The following is a 23,187-nucleotide window of genomic DNA, read 5'->3' on the forward strand; positions in this document are numbered from 1 at the left end:
CCTCGCAGCAAGCTCAGCCCACCCCCTCGTCGAATCCGGAGCAGACCCCGATGTTCACCCCCACCGACGAACAGACACGAGCAGCCGACCACTTCCACACCGGCGACCACATGGCTCTCCAAGCCGGCGCCGGGACAGGCAAGACCTCAACCCTGGCCCTGCTCGCCAAGAGCACCCGCCGCCGCGGCCGCTACATCGCCTACAACCGCGCCATCGCCCACGACGCCACCACCCGATTCCCCAGCACAGTCACATGCAAAACCGCCCACGCCCTCGCCTACGCAGCCATCGGCCACCGCTACGCACGCCGTCTCGACGCACCCCGCCGCCCCGCATGGAAGACAGGACAAGACCTCGGGATCACCAAGCCCGTCCGCATCGCAGGCCACGACCTCATGCCGACCACCCTGTCCAACACGGTCATGCGCACCGTGACCCGGTTCTGCCACTCCGCAGACACCACGATCACCGACCACCACGTCCTACCCCTGCGTGGCCTCGACAGCCCAACCGCGCACAGTCAGCTCGCCGCCGTCGTCCTCCCGTTCGCCCGCAAGGCATGGGAGGACCTCCAGCGTTCCGACGACGGCGTCGTCCGATTCGACCCCGACCACTTCCTCAAGATCTGGTCCCTCACCAACCCCAAAATCCCCGCCGACTACCTTCTCCTCGACGAAGCACAGGACACCAACCCCGTCGTCGAGCACATCTTCAACAGCCAGCGCGACCACGCCCAACTCGTCCTTGTCGGAGACTCAGCACAGGCCATCTACCACTGGCGCGGAGCCAAAGACATCATGACCGGCTTCGACGGCACCCACCTCACCCTGTCCCGGTCCTTCCGCTTCGGCCCCCACCTGGCCAGGGAAGCAAACCGATGGCTCACCATCGCCCAGGCACCCATCCGCCTGACCGGCACCGACACCATGCCCACCGAACTCGGCCCCCTCACCCACCCCGACGCCATCTTGTGCCGCACCAACGTCGGCGCCATGAAGCACGTCATGAACCACCTCGCCACCGGCACCCGCGTCGCCCTCGCCGGAGGCGGAGACAGCCTGCGCGCCCTCGCCCTGGCAGCCCGCGACCTCAAAGACGGACGCCGAACCCACCACCCCGAACTCGTCCTCTTTCCCACCTGGGGAACCGTCCAGGACTACGCCGCCCACGACCCCTGCGGAAGGGACCTCCAGCCCCTGGTCGACCTCGTCGACACCCATGGAACCCACGCCATCCTCACCGCAGTCAGCCACCTCACCACCGAGGAAAACGCACAAGTCACCATCTCCACCGCCCACAAAGCCAAAGGCCGCGAATGGGCACGAGTACAAGTTGCCGACGACTTCACCCCGCCCAAGGACACCGACGAGCAGGACAGCCAAGGCCGGCCCGTTCCAGGCCCCATCGACGATGGCGAAGCCCGACTCGCCTACGTCGCCGTCACCCGCGCCCGCACACAGCTCGACATCGGCGGCCTCGCCTGGATCGACACGCACCCCGACGGACACCCCGAGAACCCAAGCGAGTAAAGGCGAACGCTGAGAAGAGAACCTTGAAGCGCCCGTATCCCGGCCTCGGCCCATGAGTCTGTGGACCGGCCGCGCGTTGACGTACTGGGCGTGCCTACTCCATCGCACGATCGTGTCCCGTGACACCTGCCGGGCCTTCGCCGCCCGTCGGGACGCAACCATGTGTGATGCCGGCACGAGCGGGGCGCTGACAGAGAGACGATCGCCCACCGTCTTCGCCGAAGGCGGTGGCCATCTCCTGGCAGGGCCAGCCCTTCAACGAGTTCGGCCTGCAGATACGGCCGCAGGTGGCTACAGCAGATGCCGGTTCGGTGCCTTCGCTCCCGCACGCGTCGAGGGCCTGGTCCAGACAGACAGCGACGTGACGGGGAACAGGCCGCTCGGCACGCTCAAAGCGACCGAGATGGGACCGGTCGTGTCGTTGGTGCGATGGACGATCGTGGCGTCGGCCTTCTTCCATACGCGCTCATTCCGGGACCACATGGGGGTGGCGTACTGCTGGCCGGCCCTGCCACCCCATGAGCCTGATGCGGGCCATCCAGTACCAGGACCGTGCTGATGTCCGGGCGCGCAGCTGCGGCCGTCACGATGTCCGCGGCCATCCGACCTCACCGGGCGTGCGCACTCGTTGGTTTCGGGCCGACGACTCCTGACAGCCTGCTGCGGCCGGTGACAGGAGCGCCGACTACGGTGGTCTGGTGCACAGATCGAATACTTCGGATACGCCCGGCGTGGTAGTTCAGCCCGACGCGTTGTTGCCTCTCCTGGGAACCGATGAGAAGGTCGTCGCCTTCTTTGCTTGGGTCGCGGACCTCGACGCGACGAACCCAGCCGACCATGAGCTGGAGGGCGGGGTTCGGCTTGCTTCCGGGGCTCGGCTGGAGCAGTTTGCACGGGCGGGCTCGGGGGATGCGTTCTGCTTCGTCGGTGAGGGCGGAGAGGAACGCCCGGTGGTGTACGTGAGCCTCGACGGCGAGGCCGGACCGGTCGCCCTTGGGCTGCTGGAGTTGCTGCGGTTGTGTCTGGTGGCACCGTGGTGGCGGGACGCTCCCGGGCGGACGGCCGCAGAACTCCAGGCGGTCGCCGACGAGTACCGGGCGGACATGCCGGACCTTGACCAGCGACGCGACGTTGCGGCCCGGGCGCTCGGCCTCGATCCGGCCGGGCTTCCGTCCGAGACGGAGGCGCTGGCCCGCCTCGTGGAACTCTCGCTGGGGCCGATCGCGCAGGCCTGTCTCGTCATTGGGTACGAGGGCAGTCCCTTCGACCCGCTGTTCAGCGCCCCGGCTGGCCCTGACCGGTAAACGGCCGCACAGGTGGCTACAGCAGATGCCGGTTGGGTGCCTTCGCTGCGTCGGCGTACTCGGTCAGCTCGATGACCGTGACACCGGCGCTCTGGAGGAGTTCGGTGCCCTGTGCTCCGGGGACGAAGGTGTCGGGTTCCCGCCATGCGGTGACGACACGGCGGATCCCGGCTTCCTGGATGAGCTGGGCGCACGGGCGGGGGCGTGAGGCGCGTTTCGCGCAGGGTTCCAGCGAGCTGTAGACCGTCGCGCCGGCCAGGCGCCGCTCATCATGGCCGAGTTTGGCGAGGGCGCCTTCCTCGGCGTGGTCGTGGGGGTCGTTCTCACGGGAGTAGCCGCGGGCCAGCTCGGTTCCGTCCTCGGCGACGATGATCGCGCCGACGCTGAACGCGGTGTCGGAGGGCGGGCACTGGGCGGCGAGTTCACAGGCGATGGCGAGCCAGGCCCGGTCGGTGGTGGTGGCCTCCTGGCCGGGGCCGGGCCTGCCACAGCCGGTGGGGGAGGGGTGATCGGTCATCGGGGCTCCGTGCTGATGTCTTTGGGCGCGTACCGCAGGAGTACCACGTCGCCGATCTGCCGTGTTTCCAGGAGCCGGAGCCGGGCGGAGGGCCCGCCCATGTAGTGAGCCGGGCCCAGCATCCGTACGGCGTCGCTCTGTCCGACCAGGAGCGGGGCGATGACGAGGTGGAGTTCGTCGGCGAGATGCTGTTCGAGGAGCTGGGTATGGATGGTGCCGCCGCCTTCGACCATCAGCCGCCGCACTCCGTACACGTCTGCCAGTACATCGAGTGCGACCGCCCATGTGGCGTCCTGCGGAACACCCTGAATGGTGGCGAGGCCTGCGAGCGCTTTGCCTGCCTTCTCGGCGGCTTTGCTGCCGACGGCCAGGACAAGCTTCTCGCCCCCGTGGTGCCAGAACTTCCAGTCCGGGTCGAGATCCCCACTCCCCGTGATGGTGATCTTCAATGGGTATTCCGGAAGACCTGCCGCTACCCGGGCGGCGCGCCTTGTTTCGGAGTTCACGAGGAGCCGGGGGTTGTCGGCGCGCAGGGTGCCGGCCCCGACGAGGATCGCGTCGACGGAGGCGCGTACGGAGTCGACGCGGTCGAAGTCCTGCGGGTTGGACAGCAGCAGCCGGCTCTCGCCGGGGCGGGTGTCGAGGTAGCCGTCGAGGGAGACTGCGGCGGACAGCAGGACATACGGACGGGACATGCGGCTCCAGACCATGGGCGGGAGGGACGGCGCGAGATCAGGCGGGGTGGAGAACGATCCGGTCGAGTGCTTCCTGGAACTGTGCGACGCCCGGTTCACGGGCTACGGGGGCAAGGGTGCGCTCGAGGCGGTCGAGCTGGCCGATGATGCGGCAAGGCGCGACGACCGTTTCCGCGTCGTCAGCACCGAGCCTGCCTGCCCGAACATCCCTGGGACCAGGTCCGCCAACGGGCTGGCTCCATCAGGTAGACCTCGTAGCGGTGGGCCGTCCAGTTGCTGTCCGACCAGGCCCAGGCGGCGATCAAGCCATCCGCGTCGTGGCCGCTCTCGCGGCCGACGGCTGCGGCGATTTGTCTCAGGCGTCTGGACAGTCCGCGGTCGAGGATGAGCGACCTCGGTCCATGGGCGGGCGGCACGGCGGTGCCGGTGAAGTAGAGGAACTTGGTGAAGAAGGCTGGCCCGAGCCCAGGAACCTGCCCCTGGAGCGTGGGGTAGGCCTGTGGTGGGATCTTGTGGAGGGCGGCCGGGCCGCTGCCGCCGGGAGTGCCGCGTTTGCCCTTCCTCACATGTAGGCCCCGATCAGCGCCTCCCTGAACGCCTTCCGCCGTAGCGCGTCGGCGACGGCCGAAGCGACCTCCGCCCGGCTTACCGACGCGTTCCCGCTGACAGAGGTGGGCGCCAGCTTGGGCGACCACAGAGTGATCTGTGACCACCGGCTGGGCGGGTAGCGGACGGAGTGCGCGCCGGGTGTCCCGACCGCGTAAGCTGCCGACGCATTCGTTTCCTACCAGCGGCCCCGCGCTCATACAACGGCATCGGGCAGCAGGCGTGTGGCCATCTCGCGGTCCACCGCGTCCGCCCGTCCTGCCCATCCTGTTCGTTCACGAGCCGTTCCCTGCCTGATGTGCCGCCGGGCTTGGGTAGGACACCGCGGATTCCTTCGCTTCGGGTTGCTGCGGTACGTCCCCGCCCGGCACGAGCTCGGTGGCTGCCTGTTCCAGTTCCTGCCGGCGCAATTCGCCGCCCTCGATCAGGTACGTGTCGGGCAGGGGCCGGGCAGGCAGCCCCCAGGCGCGGGCGCGGGTCCGTACGCCGATGTCGCGGCTGACGACGACCACCTCCGCGGGAGCGACGGCCTGATGCAGACGCAGTGCCGAGGCCACCAACTCGTCGTCCGGCACGGGAAGACGTGCGTGCCCAGGCTCATCGGCCGCGATGAACACGGAGGTTCCGTCGTCCGCGGTCGCTTTTTCGGGCCCAGCTTCCAGCACCGACTCCAGCAGCCGGAATACGCCGCGCGCCCGCCGGGAGATCTTCTTGTCCCCGGTCTGGTAGCTCTTGGTGTCGATCTCGTCGACCACGACGTGCGGCACCATGACCGCGGTGCTCTTCCCGAACACCTTCTGCCAGGGGACCTTGTCGAACCGCGTGAAGTGCAGCGTGGTGTTCGTGTCCAGCACCGCGTACCGGACGGCACCGGCGCGCCCGTACCGCTCCTGCATGGCACGCACCCGATTGGCCACGGATCTGAAGTAGTCCTGCAGCTCGGCGATTTCCACGTACATCATCAGCCGGGCCTCGTCCAAAGGCGCAGTGAGGATCGCCCGGTAGCGCCCCGCACGCAACTGTCCCGCGATCTCCCTGTCGCTGAACCGCCGGTTGAGCTCCTCGGCAGCCTTCCAGGTCCACTCGTCGTACCGCTTGCGCACGGCCCGCATCTCGGCCTCGGCTTCCGCGCCCGTTTTCATCATGTGAGGAATCCGGATCGAGACGTCGTTGAGGCTCCCGGCCACGAGATCGTTATCCAGGAAATTGATTGCGTCGGTGCAGGTCGTTCCGGCTCTCAACATGACCTTGTTCTCTCCCCCCTCGAGACGGGGCTCGCTGCGCCCCGTCCGGCCCCATCCTGCCAGCGTTGCTTACGGGGCAGGGCCTTCCGGCGTAGGCGCGACCCGCGTCCACGGACGGCTACCGTCTTCCCATGGGTGCAGATGAGATAGAGCAAGCGCAGTTGGAGCAGGGTTGGAACTACGGTTACGGCTATGTCTGCGCCGGGTGTGTCGATGACGAGACCCTGGCCCGGAAGATCACAGCAGACGCGTGCGCGGACGAGAAGTGCGACTACTGCACGTGCACACCGGCAGCCCCCATCGATACTCTCCTGCAAGCATTCTTCGACGGGCTGCACACGGAATACTCCCTGGCCAGCGACGAACTTGCCTACTTCGGCGGCGAACTCGTGCCTCTCAACCGGTGGGAGGGCGACGACCTCGTCAACCAGTACGTGGACGTCTTGCATGGCGAAGAACTGCAAGAAACCATCCGCGAGGCGGCCCGTCACGACGATATGTGGGTTAAGCGTCACTTCATCGAGCCCCGCCAGGACGAGGCACTACGCGACGGATGGATGCGCTTCAGCCAAGAGGTGATGTACCGAACCCGGCATGTGTTCTGGCTGGCCCCACCCCACAAGGACGAGTCCTATCTCGGCGGCGGGGAAATCCCTGCCGCCGCCATCCTCGACACCCTCGGCGACCTCCTTCCCCAGGTAGGCCTCGTCCACCAGATCCCGGCCGGGCATCGCCTGTGGCGCGCACGTGCCCACGCAGATCTCCAACAGCACTGGTCGGCAACTCTGCTGGGGACCGCTTCGCCTGCCCAGGCCCGACACCCCAACCGGATGAGCCCGGCAGGTATCCCTCTGTTCTACGGAGCCGACAGCCCTGGCACCGCTATCCAGGAAGTCGTCCGGCACGCCCCCGGCGCCAAGTTCGTGACCTACGCCGCATTTGAAACCACCCGCCCCTGCACGGTGGTCGACTTCACCCGCTTGGGGCCCGTTCCGACGATCTTCGACACCGACCGGGCACACCTGCGGCGGGCACTGATGTTCCTCCATGAGTTTGTGACGCGTCTCAGCGCCGATCCCGAGGACCGCGAGCACCTGGAGTATGTCCCCACGCAGATCGTCACCGAATACCTCTTGCGGGTCTTCGACCGGGAACGGCCCCTCGATGGACTGGTGTTCGTCTCTGCCGCAGGCCACGACGGGCTGTGCACGGTTCTGGACACCCCCCAGACCCACTGCCTCGAGCCGGGCGTCCCGGAACCCGACGAACACGCGGCCCTGCGCCTGGTTCCGGGCACCCTGCATGCAAACCAGCCCCTGCCCCCTCGCTCCCGCTGAGAAGAAACCGGGGCCGTCCACAGGCGGCTAACGGTCAACGCCCCCAGGGCCTGCACAGTGCTTCTCGCCGTACAACTGGGGCGGTGGGCCACTGCACGAAGCCGCTCTATGATCATCACCTTGATTCAGGCGGGGCGCAGACGCCAAAGCACCCCGCCCCCGATGTGAGGCAGGGACCGTGGGAGAGACTTGGAGTGCGCTAACTGTGGCCATTGTCGGTGTCGTCGGAACCCTGGGGGCAGCCCTGCTGACACAGCACAGAGCCGACCGGCTCAAGCGCCACGAACTCGAAGTAACCGCCCGCCAGCAACGCGAGGACCGCGCTCACGCCGAACGAGTCCGGCAGCAGGAAGCACGCATCTCGGCACGACGTGAACTGACCGACCTGCGACGGGCCTGCTACATCTCGCTCAACACCACGGCCCGTCAGTACCAGACCGCACAGATCAACCTCATGCATGCCCTGCGAGCCCGGGATGACGCAGAGACCCGGGCATGTGCCGAACAGCTCGAGGAACGGCGCCTGGCCTATCGAAGCACCTATGCCGAAGCGCAGATGATCGTGCCTGCTGCTGTGATGAGAGCCACCGGGGCGGCAAACCAGCAACTCAACCGCGCCTACGGCTTGCTGAAATTGATGCTGGCAGGCGGTCACCCCGACGGCGGTGAACTCAGCAGGCTGGAAGTGGAGACGGAGATGTCATGGGCGCTGCTGTCTGACCTGAGGGCTGCCATGCGCAGCGATCTCGGCGTGGACGAGGGCTCCGAAGAGTAGATTCCAGCGTCGGCATCGGGCACGAACTGCTTGACGGCCTCACCCGACGGGATTCGAGGGCGCCATGCCGAGCCCTGAGTAGTCAGCCTTGCCAGCGCGGCAGACCAGAAGGACCACGGCGACAGGCAAGGGCACGCACACACGGCACTGGGGGCCTGGATGCGCTGCCGCCACGGTGGCCCGCATGGACGACGCAATACCGATGTGGATCTGTGTAGTAAACGGCTCTGTCTCACTTGCGGTGGTGACGGAGAGCGATCGGCATCGTTGATGTTGCATGCATGGCATCAACGAGCTTGTGAGTACGGTGTTTTCGGGTTTGGCTCCGCTGGTCATCGAGGATGTGCGAGATGAGGGTCGGCGGATAGTGGTGCGCGCGCGGACGCCGTGCGGGACGGCCCGTTGCCCGGACTGTGATGCTGGGTCGGGGCGGGTGCATGGGTATCACATACGGACCGTCGCGGACGTTCCCGTTGATGCCCGTCAAGTAGTGGTCAAGGTATGGGTCCGCCGCTTGGTGTGTCCGACCCCGGGTTGCCGCCAGACGTTCCGGGAACAGCTCTCCGGGGTCCTTGAGCGCTATCAGCGCCGCACACCACGGCTGTCCGCGCAGGTGGGGGCGGTGGTGCGGGAGTTAGCGGGCCGTGCCGGCTCGCGGACACTGTCCATGCTGCCTTCGGCCGTCTCCCGGCACACTGCCCTGCGCGCGCTGATGCGACTGCCGTTGCCCGAACGGCCGGTGCCTCGGGTTCTGGGGGTGGATGACTTCGCGCTGCGCCGCCGCCACGACTACGCCACCGTCCTGATCGACGTCGTGACCCGAGAACGTGTGGACGTGTTGCCCGGCCGCACCGTTGAGGCGCTGGAGGAGTGGCTGCGTGAGCATCCGGGCGTTGAGTTCGTGTGCCGGGACGGCTCGGCCGCCTACGCCGAGGCGATACGCCGGGCACTGCCCGAGGCGGTGCAGGTGGGTGACCGGTGGCACATCTGGCATAACCTCGCCGAAGCCGTCCGCAAGGAGGTCGCCGCGCACAGCACCTGCTGGGCGAAGAGCGGCCCACCGCCCCGCGAGGGGTGCAGGCCGCTACGACGCGTGAGCGATGGCATCACGTTCATGACCTGCGCACACGTGGAGTCGGCCCGCTGGAATGCGCACGCCGGCTGAACCTCTCGCTGAACACGGTCAAGCGCTACGACCGTGTCACCGAGCCGGAACGCCTCATCCGTGCTCCCAAGTATCGGCCCACGCTCGTGGACCCCTACCGAGATCATCTGCGGCGTCGACGCGAGCAAGACCCTGCCGTGCCCGTCCTGCACCTGTTGCGGGAGATCAAGGAACTCGGCTATCGCGGGAGTTCCAACCTGCTCCACAAGTACATCAACCAGGGACGTGTCGAAGCCGAACGCCCCGCGCTGTCCTCACGTCGCCTCGCCCGCTGCCTCCTCACCCACCCCGATCACCGCAAGGAACACCAGCAGGGACGGATCGAGGCCGCCACCACCGCCTGCGCGGAAATGTCTGCCCTCGCCACGTTGATCAGTTCTTTTGCCGCACTGCTGAGACCCGTCGAGGGGAACGCGGAGCGACTCAGCACGTGGATTGCCACCGCGCACGCCGAGGAACTGCCCCACCTGCACGCCTTCACCCGCGGTCTCGAGCGGGACCGCGCCGCTGTGAATGCCGCTCTGACCAGGGCATATCACAATGGCGGAACCGAAGGTGTCAACAACAAAACGAAGCTGATCAAGCGACAGATGTATGGCCGGGCCGGTTTTTCCCTCCTCCGCCACCGCGTCCTTCTGGGATGACTTCACCATCCGTTACCACCGCAAGTGAGACAGAGCCACTCACCGTACAGACCCCGACTGGGAAGGGTTCGGCATGGCACCCCGTGGCTGGGACGCCGCGCTGCTGTACGCCTACGCCCTCGCCGCCCCGGCAACCGCTGACCGTATCCACCTGGCGCTCGCAGATGCCCTCGATACGGAAGCGGGCCACCAGGCATTGCTGGTCGTCGCGGCTGATCTCCTGCAGTCAGTCTCGCGCGGAGATCACCCTCAGCTCGCCGGACCGCTCCGGGAACTGATCGCGACGCTCCCCTGACTGCGTGATCCATCGCCTGTTGAACCACCTCGATGTCACCCGATAGCGCGGCAGACCCGGCCACTCGAGGAGCTGGTCGCGGCGCTGCTTGACTCTGCCTGCATGAGTCCCGTGCTGCCAGCAATCAGTTGAGCGGGGCCCGACTTACGCCATGGAAACGAAGGTGGTGCTGCGCCCCTGCGTCTTGGAATGCAAGGGGTGGGTGGGTGAGCGCGGCCGAGTGTGCCGCATCGAGCCCCATGCAGGCACCCAGAAGCGAACGAGTGTTCCGTGAGGTCCGCCGATACCTTTACAAGGCCCCGTACACGCGACTCTCGAACGCATCAGCCCTCGATATTGATGCCGTAGTCAGTGGCCAGGCCGGCCAGACCGGTGTCGTGGCCTTGTCCGACCGCACGGGCCTTCCATCTGCCGTCGCGGCGGTAGAACTCTATCGCAACAGCAACCGTTTCCTGTCCGCTGAAGACTTCCGGAGTGAAGGACAGCCGGGCGCCAGATGGCTGGATGATCTCCGCTTCCCACATGGTGTCCTGGCCGAAGAACGCGCTGGGTTGGGCTTCGGAATCGATACTGACGACGACCGCGATGCTGCTGATGGTTTCGGGAACGAGACCCAGGTCAGTACTGACGGTGTCTCCGCTGACGCTGACTCCGTCTTGGCTCGGGTGGTTGTAGAACACGAGATCGTCATCGCTCCGCACTCTGCCACTACTGGTCAGCAGAACCGCAGACACATCCACGGGCGCACCATGGGCGACCACGTGTACGACCGTCGCCCCGGTCTCAACAGACACGGTTGCCCCCTTCACCAGCCTCTCCTGCCCCCCATCGGGTGCTGCGGCACCAGCAGCGGCGGTGAGGGGGGAGACCGGGAGCCGGCTGGTGCCGGTGAGCGTGGCGAGGACGCGTTGGAGAACAGGCCAGCCCTCCTCTTCCTTGCCAGGCCATGGCCAGACCAGACGCTGCGCCCCGAACTGATTAGCCGTTGGAGGCTGTCCGAGGGCCTCTTGCACCTGCACGTAGCGCAGGCTTTCGGCGGCCAGCCGGCCCAGCTGCCACTGCCGCCGGGTTTCTTCCGGATCGTTCGTCCACGTGCCGTGGTCGACAACTGTCCCGCCCAGCTCCTGGTACACCCGTCGGGCAAAGTCGTAGCCGTCATCGGCCAACAGACGTGCCGGCCGTTCCTGGACGGCAGGAGCCGGTTCACCGATCGCCGTGTACAGCGCGCCCAGATCACCCCCGGTCCAGTGGTTGGCCGCGGTGGTGGCGAACCGCGAGAACTGAATCAGCGTGGGCGGACGCCCCTTCTCAGCGACGAAACGGTGAAGCTGATGGGCGACGCTCTCCAGCTCGGAGCGCCACAGGTGCTGCAGGTAGGCCTCGAGGTGCTGCTCGGCCCACGCACGCCGGTAACGGGTGATGAGGTCCCGTACCCGCTCGAAGCCCTCCCGGCGTGTTCCGTGGCCCATGTAGGAGGTAAATGTCATCTGCCCGTACGGTGTCTCCACTGCACTGGCCGCAGGGTCGGCGACTTCCTTCTCCGGGCCCAGCATCTGCTCGGCAGCACGCAGCTCTCGGAAGAAGACTGTGTCGACGGGATAGCCTGCCGCCCGCAGGGCCGCCAAAGGCTTGCTGTAATAGCGGTCGACGCGGTCCAAGGTAGTGCGGGAGTAGGGGCCTTCACACACGAACCATGCGGTCAGGGCCACACCGTGCCAGAACTCGCCCGCAGGACCCAGAGCATCAGCCATGGTCTGGTGCGGCCGCGGGTTGCTGACGATACTGCCGGGGTGACGCTGCAGTGTCACGGTTTCCCACAGCCTCCCGACCTCATGGAGTACGTCGGCTGGCAACCGCTGCCGGTACAGCTGAGGGGTGAAGCCCTGCTCGCTACGGGAAAGGCTCATGAGTTCCTGATCAACCAGACCCCACAAGGACGGCATCCCCGGCGACTGGACGGCATGGCTCTGGTCAAAGCCCGCCCACCAGCTCCGCAGCACTGCGGCCCGCTCCTCGACAGGAGACACGGTGCTGCCCCCGCCGAGGAAGGCGGCCAGCATCGCCTGGACCTCGGACTCCGCGATGCCCGCCTCGGCAGCAATGCCGGCTGCCTGGGCGGACGTGCCCACATACAGACGGGGCTCAGGCAGGGCAGTGATGATTTCCTCGTCCGGGTGCGGACGAGCCTGGAGGTAGTCCAAGACCGCCAGCCAGTCGCCCCCGAAGTAGGCGGATGCGACGGGTTGCAGGTCCTTGGTGAGCACTCGGCGCGCCAGGGCCGTGCCGGCCTTCGCCTTCTTGGCGAAGCCGGCCATGAGCCCCTGGAGCCGTTGGATCCGGTGACGGGCGACGAGCTGAACAAGATCACTACCAGTAAGGGTGTCCAGCAATGCCAGACGAGCCTGCTGCTGCCCGCTGCGGTCCAGCGTGTGCCAGCCACTGCCGAAACGGAACACCTCCAGCGCACCATCCCTGATGCCCAGGAGTCGGTAGCGTTCCTCGATCAACGCCCAGAACTCCTTCTGCTGGGTGGGCGGGAAGATATCTCCCGCCGCTCGCAGCCGGACCGGCTGAAGCAGCGTCTCGAACAACGGCACCAGCAGCGCCCAGAGCACTATGGTGTCCGCACCCTCAACCGCAGTGAGACGGGCAGTCTCATCGGCGGCCAGCGTCAGAGCATGAGCAGGGCGTGCACGCAGCAGATACGGCAGGTCGACCGCCCCCGCCTTCACAGACAGCTTCGACGGCAGGTACCACGCACCGCGCCGCTGCTGCTCCTTGACCCCGAAGGCGCTCGCGCAGAAGACGGCCTCTTCCTGAGTGAGGGCCGTCACCTTGGCAGTGTCCGGGGTATGAAGCCCGCGGCCGCGGCTGATGGTTGCCACCGGCTGGCCGGCGAGAGCCACCGACAGCAGCCTGGCAGCCAGCGCGTCGAGCTCGGCAAACCGTTGCTGTTGTCCGGCCCTCGCCTCCAGACTGAGGGCTTCCCCGGGGCCGGCTTGTGTGGCCGAGTGCCACCAGTACGTCTGGTCACTTGCCACCGGTCAGCCTCCGCATGTACTCGACGAACTGCTCGAACGGGACCGGAGCCATAGTGGACTGCGCATAGACGGCGTAACGCTGCGCCAGCAGCTGCGTCTCCCGCTCATCCCGCCGCGCTTCCACCCGGTCCACCCCGTGGATCACGCGTTCCTCGACACGCCCCCGCTCGTACAGCACGAATGCATCCATCCCGCCCAGGCCGCGATCCTCCGCCGAGCCGGTCCCGTCCGGGCCCTCGTCACCGCCGTCGAGGACGGTGTCCAGCACAGTGGCGTCGATCAGCGGGGTATCGAGCAGAACAGCGGGGTCCATGTCGTTGTCCTCGCACAACGCCTCCAGGTGCTCTTCCAGGCCGAGTTCGGCGTGACAGACCACGTCCAGGTACTGCTGATCGGGGGCAAGGCGAGGATGGCGCAGAACCCGGACGCCGCGGCCGACGAACTGATAGAACTCACCGAAGCTGCCATACGGTCGCAGAGGCACGACAACGGTGATGGGCGGGAAGTCGTAACCCTGGCCGAGCATCCGCAGCTGCACAATGCCTTCAAGGTCACCCGCCTCCGACTCGAACCGCCTGCGCGTCGCAGCGATCGCCGAGGCCGGCATGCTGTGGTGCAGCGTCGCGCAGGCGATACCGTGCTCCTCGGCGATCCGAGCGATCTGCTCAGCATGGGCCTGGCCCATCGCCGCGAACAACACCCGTGGCCTGACCGGATCCAGCAGCTTGGCCTGCACCTCCAGACACGCCCGCGTCACCGCCATCACCTGCCGGACCGACGCATCAGACTGCGCGGTGATACGTGCCAGCTTCCGCTCGTCGCCCAGCCTGCTCAGCAGGGCGTCACGCCCCACGACCTGCTCACGACGCCCGTCGGGCCACACCGCCTCATACACCGTCGACGCTGTCTCGGGCGCGAACCGGTGCGCCCGCAGGTTCTTCGCCGATCCGTCCGCCACGGAGTCCACCAGCCGGTAGCGGTAGACGACATCGGCATCGATGGGCTTGCCGTCCAGGCGGGTGAAGCACGCCGACATCAGCAGCGTGCGCGCAGCGGGAAAGCGGGCGAACAACCGCTGATAGGAGTCGCTGGCCGCAATGTGCGCCTCATCGACCACGATGAAGTCGACGTCCCCCGGCTCCAGCTTCGCCAAGAGATCCCCGCCGCTGTCGCCGGTCCCCAACGCATGAAAGTTCGTGACCACGATGTCCGCTGCCAGCAGCCGCCCGCGGCTGACATGGCTGATCTGCTCCTCGTCCGCATCCAGCACCAACGTGGCCGGCGGGCGGGTACCGGGCAGCAGCGGACCCCTTGCCAGCCCGTACAACACATTGCCCGCAGTCCCCGGGTCGAGAGCGGACGCGAAGGTGCCGCGGATCACCGACCCGGGCGTCACTACCAGGGCCCGCTTCCTGGTGAACGACAGCGCCGCCGCCACACCGAGAGCCGTCTTTCCGGCCCCGACCGCCATGACCGTGGCGCCATGGCGGCCCCCGGAGGCGTAGTAGTTCGCCAGTGCGGCCAGCGCCTCGTCCTGGCAGGACCGTAAAGGCCCCCGGTCCACCCGTCCACGCACCTCGTCGAAGTACGCACCACCCGGCACCGGCCAGACCGGTGCCGCACCGCGGGGCGGGTCGGCGGACCGCATCGGATCCCCGGCCATATCAGGGACCTCAACATTCGGTACCGCAGTCACCCATGGCGCCAGCAGCGGATCGAGGCGGAGCATCGCCTGCAGCTGGGCCACGCAGCGTGCCGTGTCCGTGCGCACCGCATCGTAGGAGAACCGCAGCACGGTCAGACCTGAGGCGGCCAGATCGTTCTGCCTCAGCCGGTCGTAGGTGAACGCCGCCCGGTCGCTGTGAAAGGCGAACCCGTCCAACTCGACGGCCAATTGCAGCGTCTCGCCCGCGATCAGGTAGTCCAGCCGGTACGTGCGCCCCTGCACGGTGACCGGGTACTGGCTGTGCACCCGCTGCACGATGCCCGCATCCGCGGCAGGAGTGAGAACCCACCGCAAGAACGCCTCCTCCAGGTAGGAGTCGGCAGAAACCAGCGTCTCCAGCCCCACACCCATCACGCCCCACCCGCGGCCATGGCTTCGGCCGCCAGCGCACCGACCTTCTCCGACAGCCGCCCCACCGCGTCCTCACCCTGCCCGAAGCGCGTCAGCCGCTTCGCCACAGCGAGCGCCTCGGTGAAAGCGCCCTCACGCTCCAGCAAGCCGACCAGCCGGGGCACGGACGTCACCCTCACAAACGATGTGGGCGTCATGTCATCGAACGACACTGCCTGAGGTGCGGCCTCCATCAACTCCAAGTCCAGCAAAGCGAACACCTCAAGCAGCTCCAGAGCCGCAGGATCCGAACCGCGCGTGCTCCACAGCCGGTCTACCGCACCCTGCAGCACGAAGTGATAGTCCATCGCCGAGCCCGGAAGCTCCAACGCCTCCCACACCCGAGCAACCAGCTCCCTGCCGCGCGCGTCATGCGGCACATGCTGACTGGCCGGCGTTGCAGACGTGGCACCCTGGGGCGTCGGCCACATCGGCGTGCCGTAGGACTCATCCGGAAGCGCCCCCGCCCCAGGCAGCTTCCCGCGAACAACACCGGGACTCCCGCTGAAAGCCATGCCGGGGACCGACGCCAAACGATCAAACCACGACTTCACGTGCCCCACCGCTCCTACGGGCCGAGCACTCCTGCCCGGCACACCCGCACCCCTGGCCGCAGACCTCATCGTCTCAGGCCGCGCCCCGGTACACCGTCGTTCCGCCGCCCTCGCGCCCCACTCAGACTGGCTCTGCGGCTATCCCATCACCGCCCTGGATTACGTCAGTTGACGCGAAACCCACCCGGGTGGCAACGCCCTGCCCTGCGACCGGAACCGCAGGGGCATGCAGCGTTCTTGGGCACGTTACGACCGGGGCCTGCGGGCTCGGTGCGGGCACTGCGCGGGACCATGTCTTCGCCCCGTTTACGCCACTGCTGCAGCGGCGTCGGCAGAGCACCGGCACGCTCGAGAACCCAAGGGCCCGTCACGCTGAATGCCTCATCCCCAGACTTGCGCGAGAAGGCGAGGATCTCCTCCTCGCTGCCCCTCAGCAGCAACCCGGCAACAGCCGGGTACTCCTTGCCCGCGAAGGTGCGCAGCCCCTGCACCTTGAAGACGTTCTTGGCGAAAGCGGCGCCCGCGATCAGTGCCGCTCCGGTGACCACATCGCCCTCACCCTTGTCGTCGAGCCGGTTGAACAGCCGGACCAGGACCCGCTCCGCGTCGCTGACCGGCAGCTCCTGCTCCCGTGCCAGAGCGTCGGCAAACCGTTCACGGATCTCATCGGGGGAGTGGTAGGAGAACTCATCCGCCTGGCCCCGATGCTCGAAGTGCAGGGTATAGACACCTTTTTGCAGCCCCGACTCGTGGGCGAACACCGTGCTGGTGGACTCGAACCCCACGAACCGCACCACCCGGTCCCGCACTGACCCTTTACGGAACTCGTCCCCCAGACGCGCCTGCGGAGAGAACAAGAAGGGACACACCTGCGCCGCGTACAGCGCACAGATCTCATGCACCGGGGCCTCGCCGGAAACCGCCACAGGCAGCGGCCCCTCTTTGAGCACCATCTGCCAGCGCAGTTCGTCAGTGAACGGCAGACCGCATACGGCGCACCAGTCGAAGGCGGCCAGGGCCAGCTTGCGCCGCTCATTGATCGATCCGAAATTCACCCCTTGCGGGCTGCGCTCCACTGTGGCGATCACCGGGTACCCCCGCTGGTCGGCCGTCAGGTGCTCCATGCGACGCGGCAGCATGACCGTGCTCTGTGGTGCGTGATTCATCCCAGCCCCCTGTCACCGGCACAGGCCGGTGCTTACCCCTCTGTGTGCACCCACATCATGCCCGCCCCGGTGCGAGTGCCGGAGGCAAATGCCTCGATTGCCCCCGGGGGGGGGAAGCCGACCCCAGCACACGAGCTGACCAGCCGCCGACCACCTCCTCCTCCGACCGGCCGGCTCAAAGGGAGGCGGCCCCAGAAAGATCCCGGCGCAGACCGTGAATGATCCGCCGCCATCGACGAGCTTCCTCGCTCGAAAGGAACCACGCCATGGTGGTCCGCTCGTCCAGATTGCCGAGCTCCTCCAAGCTCCTCGCCGTCTCCTCCCTGCGCTCAGCGCTGTGCCGGACCGCTGCCCGAGCGACCTGGGCGAGCTTGTGCAGCCGGTGTGCGGCCCGGTAGTAGGCGACCTGGTCGCCACTCAGGCGGCGAACGGCATAGCCACCGCACTTGCTGCACGGGTCGAAACCCCTATTGCCGAGAAGCTCTTCCACCGTCACCCGCTCGTCGTCGCAGCTGAGGCCGCGCATCGGCCGCCGGTGAGCGCAACCCGGGGAGTGGGCTCGACCCTGATACTGGCCGGCCGCGTCCGTCGTGTAGACCTGCACGTCGGCAAGGACACCCAACGGCAGCGGCGGTGTACCAGGAGGCCGGCCCGATTCCGAGTCGGTCAGGAAAGGCTCCAGGTCCAGCTGTTCCATGGCCAGGAGAGCATTCCAGACGTCGGCTACGAAAGGCCTGCGCGCGTTGCCCCGGTCGTCGTATTCACCGACATCGAGTGTGCGTAGATCCGGCACAGTGCGGGCAAGGACCAGCGACCGCAGCGCTTGACCGACCTCCCGGCGCCCCTCACACAGCAGCACGAGCACCCTCTCGCCCTCTGCCGCGCTCAGACTACGGCCGAACGCTTCATCACAAGGGTCGAACACACGGGGCGCCCACAACGCCGTGTCCTGCATCCCAGTCACTGCTGCGGGCGCCTGCCGGCCCTCGAACAACGCCTCAGGCAAATCACGGGCGCCGGCGATGATCACTCCCTGCCACCCCGCCGCGCACCGCCTCTCCAGCACACTCAGCGGGACCACCTCCACCCCGGCCTCGACGCCGAGCACCACATACAGCTGCTCTGGATCCCGACCGGAGCTGCGCAGCGCGGCCAAGTCCTTGGGTGTGACCAGACGGCGGCCGGTGACCGGAGTGTCGTCGAACACGCCTGGGGCCAGCCCGCCCGTGTCTTCCCGTGTCGCGGACTCGCCGGGCGCACCCCCTGCCCCTGCGGGCGGCTTCTCGTAGGACAGGGCGCAACGACGCGACAGTAACTGGGCGGCCACAGGGCCAGGCACACGCAGCGTGAGAGTCGACTGCTGCCAATCGGCCGCCACCGTGTACGAGACGAGGACGCCCCGTTCCCACTCACCCAGCCGGTCCAGGACCGACGTACCGGAGCCTCTTACGGGCACGCTTCCGCCAGGCAGCCGCACAAGCAGGACCCGTTTGTCCGCTTCTCCCGATGCCACCGTGTGCGCAGCCTGCTCCTCCCACTCGGCCAGAAGCACCCGGGCGCGTTCCAGCATCTGCGCACGCCCCTTACGCCGGCTGCTCATCGTGTCGGCGAGCTGGTAGACGAGGTGGTCGTGCTCCCGCGGATGCTCCCAGCTGTCCTTCGCGCAAGACTGCCACCGTTGCCACAACGATGTCAGCTGCACTGCCGCCTCGGCGGGGGAGCCCAAGGGGCCAAACGCCGGGTCATCGGAGGGGATCGCCGGCTTCTCCAGGGCCGCAACCCCAGCCGCCAGGACGAGCGTGCTCCGCTTGACGAGCTGCTCGGCCTGGGAGCGCAGCGCCTCGAGACGTTCGTCCTTGCGACGCACCCCAGCTGCGGCCCAGTTCCGCAACCAGGGAAACAGGTCCAGGGCCTGGTGTACACGGATCAGACTGGCCAGCGCGCCGAGCCATTCGGCGAAGACCAACTCGCGTACACGGCGGGCGTCCTGCAGTTCGTCCCAGGCCGATTCGTCCTCGTCTTCAGCGTCATCCCCGGGCTCTTGCGAGGTGGTGGCGGCCGGCCCGCTGGAAGGCGTCAGGTGCAGGAGGGAGGCTGCCTGAGCCACTTCCGAATCGGTGCATGCCTCCTCGTCCGCCTCGTTGTAGGAACCCATTTCATACAGCAGCCCGAGGCCGGTCACTGTGCGCAGGAAGATGTCCAGGCCCGTGCCTTCACGTGCCCACGAACCGTGCGTCATGCACTTGGGGCACATCCGGCCGACCGCCGCGGCATCCAGCGGTACTTCCCGTTCGGTGACGGTGCGGGCCAAGCGCACATAGGAACACGAGTGCGCGGCGTGCAATTTGGCTTGCTTGCCTGGCGTCGACCACACCGTGATCCGGGCGCTCTCAAACGGGCCAAGCGGCACATCCGGTGTCAGTAGACCGTATGTCATACAACCCCCTCATGACGGTCTTGAAGCCTAGCCTTGGCCACCGACAGCGGCGTCTGCGTTCCGCCCAGCCACAGGCCTTCACTGTCCGCCTGGGTACCTTCCAAGGCCGCGTTCACCTGGGCCACGAATCATCGTGCGCCGCAGCTGACCCGTTTTTAACAATGCTCCCATCGCTGCAGGCATACGGCGCACACCTGCAGGCGGTCAGCTCTCGGTGCCTGGGGTTCAGCGGGCGTGCGGCGAGTAGCGGTCTGTCCGCGAGGCGGTTCGCAGCTGTTGACTCATCGATGTGTTGCGCGGCGAGGACTGTGGATGTGGCGAGGTGGGGCGGTTCACCGGAGTCCGGGGCCAGGGACGAGTCACTGAAGAGATACAGCATGACCATTCCGTCGCGCACTACATGCAGCAGCCCAGCAGAAACCAGGCGGTTCAGGTTGTATCCCCTTGCCTGCGCCGGCCTTCTGACGTGATCGGTCAGAAGCTCTGAAGCCATCGCATCAACGATTGCCGCTCCCAGGCCTGCAGCCCCCGGACTTGTGTGAGCGCGCAGTTTCATCCTTCGGGTATCTGGCGAGGCTGCGTCAGCACGGTTGCTGAGGAACTCACGGAGAGTGCGGTGTACAGAGTCCACAGATGGGCAGACATTGTCTCCCTGCGTAGAAGCAGCGCTCTTGCAGAGGGTGCTTCTCCACGCTCTCAGTTCCTTGCGCAACTTGTCGGCGGGATGCTCAGACCAGCAGATGACAGTGACTGTGTCACCCACTGTCGAGTCCATGCCGCTGCCGCATGGCTTTTGACTCCGGACCAATCGCCACTCCAGCGCAGCTTCGTAAGGCTCATGAAGCTCGCCAGGGGATAGGTGCAGCTTCGTCTCTGAGAGGCTGCGGTGAGTGTGCGGCAAAGGGATGTCATCGAACAGCTCACGGTACGAGAGGACGAACTCCCGGGTGCCGCTGCAGTGAGGGCATGCTCGTCCTCTACGGGCTGCATGCATAGACGGAGTAGTGACAGAGCCGCATGCCAAGCAGCGGCAAAGCCACCGTGCTGACGGACCGGGGTATGGCTCCAGGGGGACGAGCCCAGCTGCGTGCATCTCAGCCTCTGCCCAGGACGCGGCCAAGGTCCTGAAGTGCGACGGGGCGCTTTCATTCAGAACACCCCGGCGACTCCACTCAGCCAAGGCATCGTCGCAGACCACGAGTATGTATGGCTGGTCCGCCGCACAGACGTCATCGACGAGCTCGCCCAGGCCCCTCCACTGAGGCAAGCTGTCCGCGACGTGGTGGTCATGCATGGGCCGCGCCTCTGGCTCTGCGGGCACAGGAGTTCTGCACAGCATCTCCAGCAGTTCTCGCACCTGCGGATAAAACTCCGTGTCCTCGACCCCGGACCTCGCCTCGTCCGGCGCTAGCCTGACATCAATCGTTGCCCCGCCGGCGAGCTCAGCTGCCAGATCGGAAGCTGACTGGAAAGCACCTCCGCTGTGGATCTTTCCGTCTTCCCATTGGGACAGCAACCTTCCCTCGGGAGTACGAAGGCGATCGATGAGGTGCTGCGCATCGCCATGCCCCCAATGCGCAGCAGCACACAACCGCAGAACTGCCCCTATCAACGCGGCGGTCTTACCGGACCCGGTGCTCACATACACAACGGCCTGGGGTTCCGAGGGCCGACGCAGCTTTGCCAAAGCGGCCCGGAACGCGGCACCGGGGTGCCCCTCATCGCAGGCGACGGCGAACCACGCTTCTGCGCTGTCAAGTTCACCGCGTCGCAGAGCCTTTGTCCCCAAGAGGTAGGCAGCGTTGGCATCCTGCCGTGCCTCATCCCCTTCACGGACGGTACATACGTTGTCGCCAGTTCGCCCCGGCCAGTCGCCTCGGGGCCGGTCCCAGTAATCAGCCGGACCTTTCAGTAGCGCCAACAGCCCCTTATACGCTTCAATTTCACTCACGGTGTCCATCCCCTCGTGCTTGCGCTCCTCCAGACCTGCTGCTTGAGTTCCATTAGCGTTCATCACCTTGTGACTGGCGAGGATTGAGATGCCCCTGCCGGATATGCGGGCTCAGCTCCGCCTGCATGGCTTTGACCGCACGCAGGCGGTGCTGGTAAACGGTATTCCTCGACGTCCTGGTCTCCTGCGAGATGGTGGCGTTGTCCTGGCCGAAACTCTGTCTGCGGACCGCTTCCTGGTGTTCTGGCTTAGGAATTCTCGCGATGGCCCGGTCGACCAAATCCCACACCTCGTCGTCCTCCTTTTCACGATTCGACGTGGCGGGGGGCCCGTCGCCGCCTGAATGAAGGTCGCCGGACCCTCTATTCAATTCAATTTCGGAGAATTCCCCGACAAGTTTCTCGCTGCACCGCTTTTCTTGAAGCTTCCGCGCCAGTCGTTGCGCAGTGGTCTTCATGTATCGCAGGGGCCCGTTGGTCGGGTCGAAACTCTTACTTCGGAGCACGTCAGAGATTGCTTGATCGGCGACTTCAAGGCGCTCGGTGATCGTCATAGGGAAGGGAAGCCCTGCAAGACATGCCGCGATCTTCTCCCGGTAGTACTGGTACTTTGCGCTCCCCGTGCCAGGGTCCAGGAAGCCGAGTGCGTCCGCAGCGTCCTGGACCCGGCGGGATTCGGAGTCGTTCACCACAGGGCGTACTCCTCCAGGCCGTCGTCAGCGGGGGGCGGGCCCGCTATCCGCCAGACCGTCAGCCGGCTGCCGTCCGGTGCCTCGTACTGCGCCACGCCTCCCGGAGGGAGGGAACTGAGGAGTTCTGCCGCCAGGATGCCGACCGGCTGGGTGGGAGGTGCTGGCACAGGGCACCTGGGCGGCGGAGTGGCGCTGGTGCGCCGCAGGTTCCGGCACCGCATGACACCGGGGCGGTTCCAGATGTTGTACGCGACGGGCATCAGGCCGATGAAGACCGTCACGTAGTCGGGCAGGGAGCTCATCTCGTAGGTTCCTCAGTGGGCTTAGGGGGGTGCGCGAGCGACTTCAACCCCCTATAGGTCCAAGAAGCCCCTCTTCTTACAGGAGCTTCAAGATCCTTTGAGGGTTACTCAGGAAGCCGGGTGGTCACGGCGACTCCTGACCACCGAAGCCGGTGGTCTCGGCATCCGTGCCTCCGGGGAAGGTGGGCCGGAGGGCTCGCAGGTGGTCTTGGCCTCTCAAGGGTGTGCGAGGAGCATCAGGGAGCTGCCTAATGCCGCCCGGAGGGCGGCACCCTTCCCCTCCGCGCGCGCCGCGGCGCCGATGCCCTCCGCCCGTGCACCGCACCGACACGGGCCCCGCTCCACACAGTGAGTCCGAAAATCCTTATCAGATACAGACACCGGGCCGCAGGATCCGCGGAAGGAGCTTCCCCCGGATCCGCCACCCAACCCTTCCCACATGCCACTGCCCGACGAGCCCCCGGAGGGGATCGTCACCCCCATTCACACGAGACCCAGTTGGTGCCTGGAAGGCACCAACAAACCATTTCAAAAACACACCTGACAAATACTCAAACCTGAAGGGCCATGGAATGGCCTAGAGGTGGGCATGGAATGCCCACCGAAAACGCCAACAACACCTGAAACAAAATAAACTGATGTTCCACTACATACCGCAATGTTCCGGAGGAACATATTTCCTTTCAGTCCGGAGGACGAAAGGAAACTAAGCCCCGGAGGGGCGCCCGAAAGCGCCGAAGGCGCTTTCCCGCTTCGCTCTTCCTCCGGAAGCGAATACTCGCTTCGCTCGTTTCGGGCGTCCCCGCCCGAAAAGCGGG

Annotated in this window: 15 protein-coding genes and 2 pseudogenes; 6 read left to right on the forward strand and 11 right to left on the reverse strand. The window is 66.6% G+C overall.

Translation table 11 applies throughout. The features are described 5' to 3' along the window. The first annotated feature begins 50 nt into the window (after positions 1–50). Positions 51–1,529, forward strand: a complete 1,479-nt coding sequence (locus ABTX18_RS34015) for a UvrD-helicase domain-containing protein (RefSeq protein ID WP_352126665.1) — start codon at positions 51–53, stop codon at positions 1,527–1,529. Positions 1,530–1,820: 291 nt separating this feature from the next. On the opposite strand, the gene ABTX18_RS34020 is transcribed toward ABTX18_RS34015, so the two are convergent. Then, positions 1,821–2,012, reverse strand: a complete 192-nt coding sequence (locus ABTX18_RS34020; RefSeq protein ID WP_352126666.1) for a hypothetical protein — start codon at positions 2,010–2,012, stop codon at positions 1,821–1,823. Between the two features lie 467 nt (positions 2,013–2,479). Between ABTX18_RS34020 and ABTX18_RS34025 the strand changes: the two genes are divergently transcribed. After that, positions 2,480–2,833 carry a hypothetical protein gene (locus ABTX18_RS34025; RefSeq protein ID WP_352126667.1) on the forward strand — a complete coding sequence of 118 codons (354 nt, stop codon included), beginning with the start codon at positions 2,480–2,482 and terminating at the stop codon, positions 2,831–2,833. A 19-nt stretch (positions 2,834–2,852) separates the two neighbouring features. Here ABTX18_RS34025 and ABTX18_RS34030 read toward each other — a convergent pair. The 3 genes and pseudogenes from ABTX18_RS34030 to ABTX18_RS34040 all read right to left on the reverse strand — a co-directional run. Further along, positions 2,853–4,055, reverse strand: a pseudogene (locus ABTX18_RS34030) (RibD family protein); the annotation flags it as partial. Between the two features lie 169 nt (positions 4,056–4,224). Then, positions 4,225–4,611, reverse strand: a complete 387-nt coding sequence (locus tag ABTX18_RS34035; RefSeq protein ID WP_031088702.1) for an 8-oxoguanine DNA glycosylase OGG fold protein — start codon at positions 4,609–4,611, stop codon at positions 4,225–4,227. Positions 4,612–4,926: 315 nt separating this feature from the next. Continuing rightward, positions 4,927–5,838, reverse strand: coding sequence for a PIN domain-containing protein (locus tag ABTX18_RS34040; RefSeq protein ID WP_031088703.1), 912 nt, complete (start codon positions 5,836–5,838; stop codon positions 4,927–4,929). Positions 5,839–6,026: 188 nt separating this feature from the next. Between ABTX18_RS34040 and ABTX18_RS34045 the strand changes: the two genes are divergently transcribed. The 4 genes and pseudogenes from ABTX18_RS34045 to ABTX18_RS34060 all read left to right on the forward strand — a co-directional run bounded on the left by ABTX18_RS34045 (position 6,027) and on the right by ABTX18_RS34060 (position 10,111). Then, on the forward strand, positions 6,027–7,232 hold the full coding sequence (locus ABTX18_RS34045; protein ID WP_352126668.1) for a HEPN-associated N-terminal domain-containing protein: 1,206 nt from the start codon (positions 6,027–6,029) through the stop codon (positions 7,230–7,232). Between the two features lie 205 nt (positions 7,233–7,437). Next, on the forward strand, positions 7,438–8,007 hold the full coding sequence (locus ABTX18_RS34050) for a hypothetical protein (protein WP_234433415.1): 570 nt from the start codon (positions 7,438–7,440) through the stop codon (positions 8,005–8,007). A 277-nt stretch (positions 8,008–8,284) separates the two neighbouring features. Then, a pseudogene (locus ABTX18_RS34055) lies at positions 8,285–9,816 on the forward strand (ISL3 family transposase). 73 nt (positions 9,817–9,889) lie between these two features. Beyond that, on the forward strand, positions 9,890–10,111 hold the full coding sequence (locus tag ABTX18_RS34060) for a hypothetical protein (RefSeq protein WP_031088707.1): 222 nt from the start codon (positions 9,890–9,892) through the stop codon (positions 10,109–10,111). A gap of 323 nt (positions 10,112–10,434) precedes the next feature. Here the strand turns inward: ABTX18_RS34060 and ABTX18_RS34065 are convergent, their stop codons facing one another. From ABTX18_RS34065 to ABTX18_RS34095, 7 genes are all read right to left on the reverse strand, one after another. Beyond that, a complete protein-coding gene (locus ABTX18_RS34065; protein ID WP_352126669.1) occupies positions 10,435–13,152 on the reverse strand; it encodes a TerD family protein in 2,718 nt (905 codons plus the stop codon). Beyond that, complete coding sequence (locus tag ABTX18_RS34070; RefSeq protein ID WP_352126670.1) at positions 13,142–15,229, reverse strand: DEAD/DEAH box helicase family protein; 2,088 nt, start codon at positions 15,227–15,229, stop codon at positions 13,142–13,144. The genes ABTX18_RS34065 and ABTX18_RS34070 overlap by 11 nt, the downstream gene beginning before the upstream one ends. After that, positions 15,229–15,822: a hypothetical protein gene (locus ABTX18_RS34075; RefSeq protein ID WP_352126671.1), complete on the reverse strand. Its 594-nt coding sequence runs from the start codon at positions 15,820–15,822 to the stop codon at positions 15,229–15,231. Before ABTX18_RS34075 ends, ABTX18_RS34070 begins: the two co-directional genes overlap by 1 nt. A gap of 164 nt (positions 15,823–15,986) precedes the next feature. Then, positions 15,987–16,946, reverse strand: a complete 960-nt coding sequence (locus tag ABTX18_RS34080) for an SEC-C metal-binding domain-containing protein (RefSeq protein WP_352126672.1) — start codon at positions 16,944–16,946, stop codon at positions 15,987–15,989. 217 nt (positions 16,947–17,163) lie between these two features. Next, positions 17,164–19,425 carry a hypothetical protein gene (locus ABTX18_RS34085; protein ID WP_352126673.1) on the reverse strand — a complete coding sequence of 754 codons (2,262 nt, stop codon included), beginning with the start codon at positions 19,423–19,425 and terminating at the stop codon, positions 17,164–17,166. A gap of 2,003 nt (positions 19,426–21,428) precedes the next feature. Further along, on the reverse strand, positions 21,429–22,064 hold the full coding sequence (locus tag ABTX18_RS34090; protein WP_352126674.1) for an RNA polymerase sigma factor: 636 nt from the start codon (positions 22,062–22,064) through the stop codon (positions 21,429–21,431). Next, positions 22,061–22,369, reverse strand: a complete 309-nt coding sequence (locus ABTX18_RS34095; RefSeq protein ID WP_352126675.1) for a hypothetical protein — start codon at positions 22,367–22,369, stop codon at positions 22,061–22,063. Before ABTX18_RS34095 ends, ABTX18_RS34090 begins: the two co-directional genes overlap by 4 nt. Positions 22,370–23,187 lie beyond the last annotated feature (818 nt).

It is taken from the genome of Streptomyces sp. NPDC096323, from assembly GCF_040302845.1.
Lineage (GTDB): Bacteria > Actinomycetota > Actinomycetes > Streptomycetales > Streptomycetaceae > Streptomyces.